This is a genomic window from uncultured Leptotrichia sp., from assembly GCF_938036635.1.
Lineage (GTDB): Bacteria > Fusobacteriota > Fusobacteriia > Fusobacteriales > Leptotrichiaceae > Leptotrichia > Leptotrichia hongkongensis.
In genome coordinates this window covers 1-3,974 of record NZ_CALHQO010000516.1, presented here as the reverse complement: position 1 = coordinate 3,974, position 3,974 = coordinate 1, and the positions used below count along the sequence as shown (strand labels likewise).

Below are 3,974 nucleotides of genomic sequence, written 5' to 3'. Positions count from 1 at the left end.
AAGTTTGTAATAAATTCGTTACTTAAATAGGGAATAGTATGAAATTATTCTTAATAATGATATTCGGTAAAAGTTAATTTCTTGTATTTTAATAAAAAGCAGCTTGATTATAAAAAAATTACTAAAAAATAACCGCTGTCTTTTGCAACAACGGTTATCTAAAAATTCTAATTTTCTTCTTTCAAATTATATTTCTTTACATAATCTTCCATCATTTCCACTGCTATTGGCCTATTAGATCTTCTGGCAAATTCAATTACTGTTAATCCCCATTTATCTTTTACTAAAAGAGGAAGTCCTGGTTGAGAAAATATCAGTTGGTATAACGGTAACATTTCTATTTCAGGAGTACCGATGTTAAACAACATTTTGAATGAAACTGTTTTCTCTTTTTTATGCATTACTGTTATATCTGCTCCTTTTTCCAATAACGTTTTACATAAAATCGTAGTTTTTACTATATCTTGTCGTCCATAAGAAAACAAAGGAAAAAACATGCTCATTCCATCTTCTGTTATTATTTTAACATCAGCTCCTTTATTTATTAAAAAATTTGCTATTCTATATCTTTCTTTTGATTTTGTATTACATAATGCTATAAAAAGTAAACTTCTTCCTGATGAACTTATTTTATTTTGATCTCCTTCTTTAAATATTTTTAAAAATTCTTCATATGTTCCCATATCTGCTGCTGAATAAATTGTCATAGCTTTGTCCTTTCTCTATTTTATAGGTATTTTCATTTGTTGTTTTTGAATTATATTTTGTATATTATTTATATAATCTGGCTTATGTTCTAATATAGTAAAATTTTTAGTAAAATTCTACAATCTATATTTTGCTTTTAAATGGTTTTTTCATAAGTTGCTTCTCTTGCTAGGAGATTTTGTTTTGTTATTATAGCATATATTGTGCTATTTTTTCTATATATTCATTATAGAATAAGGAATTGTTATTATAGTTTAAAAGATATATCTTTTTGAAATAGAGGTTGCTTTTTATTAAAAATGGAAATATAATAGTATTGAAAATAAGGGGTAAATACGGTTTTAGGAGAAATATAGAATTACATAGGGGAATAGAGATTATTTTGAGTTTAATTTTGTGGTATTCAAAAAGTAAAAATGAATAGAATGTAAAGGTTGTGAAAATATCAGATGTTTTTTTTATATAATTCATTTTTTAATAGGTTCGGATATAAGATAAATTCTTTCAGAAAAATTTGAAAAAAAAATAAAAATATATTGAAAAAATGCTCTTCAAATGATATAATTTTATAATGCGAATAATTGTGAAAAAAGTATTAAATTAGATAGGAATCTGGAGAAATTTTATGAATAAAGCTGAAGTGTTTCAAAGTTTCTTTAACAAGCAAAAAATATCAGATCTTGAGATAAATAATATTTCGATTAATTCGAAAGAACTTGATAAAAATGATGTTTTTGTTGCCATTAGAGGCGGGAACAATTTTGTTAATGAAGCATTGGAAAAAGGTGCTTTTGCTGTTTACGACAGTAAAACTTTAAAAATAGATGAAAAATATGCTAATCGTGCATTTCTTGTAAATGACAGTATTGAATTTTTACAAAATTTTGCTAGGGAATGGCGAAAAAATTTAGATATAAAAGTAATTGGAATTACAGGAAGTAATGGAAAAACTACTGTAAAGGACATGATTTACCATTTGCTTTCACAAAAATATAAAGGAAAAAAGACTGAAGGGAATTACAATAATCATATTGGATTGCCCTTCACTTTGTTGCGTGCTGAAGAAGATGACAAATTTATTATTCTGGAAATGGGAATGAGCGGTTTTGGAGAAATTGATCTTCTTGGGCAGATTGCATTGCCTGATATTAATGTAATTACCAACATTGGTGAATCACATCTGGAATTTTTGAAAACGAAGGAAAATGTATTTTTGGCGAAAACGGAAATTATTCCGTATATTAAAAATACACTTGTAATCAACGGAGATGATGATTATTTAAAAAATGTAAAAGCTGAAAATATCGAAGTTGTAAGGGCTTTGAATCTTGGAAATAATGAGTTTAGGGAGAAGACGTCTGATTTTTATTATGGGGACGTTCATTTTAACGAAAATGGAACTGATTTTTTTCTGAAATATTTTGGAAAAATTTGTCAAAGTACGGTTGAGAGAAATTATAAGACGAATATTCTAGGAGAACATAATGTATTAAACTTAGTTATGGCAATTGCTGTGGCTAAACAATTCGGAATGGAAGATAAAATAATCAGTGAAGCTGTGAAAAATATTGGCTTGACTGGAATGCGGTTTCAAATAATTGAAAACGGCGATACAACATATATTAACGATGCCTATAATGCAAGTCCAATGTCTATGGAGAAATCACTTGAAACATTTTCCCAAATATATAACGACAGACTAAAAATAATGGTTCTAGGAGATATGCTGGAACTAGGAGAAAATGAGCTTGAACTTCATAGTAATCTTTTTAATACAATAAAAAATACAAAATTTGACAAACTTTATTTATTTGGAGAAAGGATGAAAAGCCTATTCGAAAAAATAAAGGAAAATGTGGACAATGAGAATTTAAAAAACAAGGAATTTGGACATTTTGATGAAAAAGAAGAAATAAAAGAAAAAATAAGACAGATTTCTGAACAAAAGGTAGTGCTGTTAAAAGCATCACGAGGAATGAGACTAGAAGAAATCATAGAAAAATAAATATTATAAACAAAGAAAGGAGAAGAGTTTTTTATTACTGTATAATTTGTTTAAATATGGATTATTGGGTAAAAAACTCTATAATAAAGAATGTTATATTTACTGCAAGAGTTATTTATCAATAACTGGAGAGTTTTACGTATTTTTAAATCAATAATGTTAAGAGCGTCTGTGGCGTTTATGATTGCGTTTCTGTTTATGTTAATTTTAGGGAAACCGTTTATTGCTTGGCTTAAAAAGAAAAAATATGGAGATACAGCAAGAGAAGAAGGGCCTAAATCACATTTTGACAAGTCTGGAACGCCTACAATGGGAGGACTTCTAATAATTGGTGCAATTTTATTTGCAACTGCTATCGCTGGTAATTTTACAAATAAATTCATCGTGTTTTTGTTTGTAATTACAATTTTATTTACAACAATTGGATTTTATGATGACTATTTAAAATTGACAAAGCATAAAAAAGGGCTTTCTGGAAAGAAAAAAATATTAGGACAACTAATAATCACAGCATTAACATTCGGATTCGTATATAAATTCGGACTTGTAAGTAAAACTATTGATTTTTCAATAATAAATCCGTTAATTAAAAATTCATATTTATATATAACTCCAATCCTGTTCTTTATTTTTGTGGCATTTGTAATAATCGGCTCTTCAAATGCGGTAAATTTGACAGATGGACTGGATGGTCTTGTGAGCGGACCTACAATTGTAGTAAGTATTACGCTTTTAATTATTACTTATTTAACTGGAAATGTAAAATATGCAAAATACCTAAATCTTTATTACGTTCCACAAGCAGCTGAAATGATAGTTTATTTAGCCTCAGTAATCGGAGCTTTAATCGGTTTCTTATGGTATAATTTCTATCCAGCACAAGTATTTATGGGAGATACAGGTTCTTTAACATTGGGTGGAATTTTAGGAATTATTGTTATTTTTATAAAGCAAGAGCTGTTATTGCCAATTGCTGGATTTATATTTATTATGGAAGCCTTGTCAGTTATGATTCAAGTCTGGCACTTTAAAACTTTTGGAAAACGGGTGTTCAAAATGGCACCAATACATCACCACTTTGAATTGCTAGGATTGCCTGAAACAAAAGTTACAATAAGATTTTGGATTGTTTCAATAATGACATGTCTATTAACATTTGTAATTTTGAAATTAAGATAAATAAAGCGGGGGAATTTTCCCCTGCAATCTAATTTTATGTTTTTATTTATTATTTTTTTATAAATTCAAATTACAAAAAAAC

General features: G+C 27.6%; 3 protein-coding genes. 2 read left to right on the top strand and 1 reads right to left on the bottom strand.

Annotated elements, in window-relative coordinates; genetic code table 11:
• Positions 1 to 167 precede the first annotated feature (167 nt).
• Entirely contained in the window at positions 168 to 707 is a 540-nt protein-coding gene (locus Q0370_RS10355; RefSeq protein WP_299575417.1) for an ankyrin repeat domain-containing protein, read from the bottom strand.
• A gap of 626 nt (positions 708 to 1,333) precedes the next feature.
• Here Q0370_RS10355 and murF point away from each other — a divergent pair.
• Together murF and mraY are read left to right on the top strand one after the other, a co-directional pair.
• Entirely contained in the window at positions 1,334 to 2,713 is a 1,380-nt protein-coding gene (gene murF / locus Q0370_RS10350; protein ID WP_299575415.1) for a UDP-N-acetylmuramoyl-tripeptide--D-alanyl-D-alanine ligase, read from the top strand.
• A gap of 90 nt (positions 2,714 to 2,803) precedes the next feature.
• Positions 2,804 to 3,892 carry a phospho-N-acetylmuramoyl-pentapeptide-transferase gene (gene mraY, locus Q0370_RS10345; protein WP_021744609.1) on the top strand — a complete coding sequence of 363 codons (1,089 nt, stop codon included), beginning with the start codon at positions 2,804 to 2,806 and terminating at the stop codon, positions 3,890 to 3,892.
• The last annotated feature ends 82 nt before the right edge of the window (positions 3,893 to 3,974 follow it).